Origin of the sequence: Zoogloea sp. LCSB751 (genome assembly GCF_002028455.1) — a bacterium.
Classification (GTDB): domain Bacteria; phylum Pseudomonadota; class Gammaproteobacteria; order Burkholderiales; family Rhodocyclaceae; genus Zoogloea.
Genome location: NZ_MWUM01000209.1, coordinates 1 through 270, shown reverse-complemented (window position 1 = coordinate 270; position 270 = coordinate 1). Strand labels below are relative to the sequence as shown.

1 protein-coding gene is annotated in these 270 nt (G+C 47.4%); it reads left to right on the top strand.

What is annotated here, in order from left to right:
* Positions 1 to 270: methyl-accepting chemotaxis protein (locus B4920_RS26360; protein ID WP_254051073.1), on the top strand; the 270-nt coding region annotated here is incomplete at both ends.

Below are 270 nucleotides of genomic sequence, written 5' to 3'. Positions count from 1 at the left end.
AAGCAGGTCGTGGTTTCGCCGTGGTTGCGGATGAAGTACAGCGTCTTGCAGAGCGTTCAGCTTCAGCAACCAAGCAGATTGAAACACTGGTAAAAACCATTCAGACCTACACCAACGAAGCTGTAATTTCGATGGAACAAACCACGTCTGAGGTTGTACGCGGTGCGAACTTATCTAAGGATGCGGGTGTTGCACTGGATGAGATTCAAAACGTATCGGGTAATTTGGCGAAATTGATTGCAAACATTTCGGATGCAGCAAAGCTGCAGT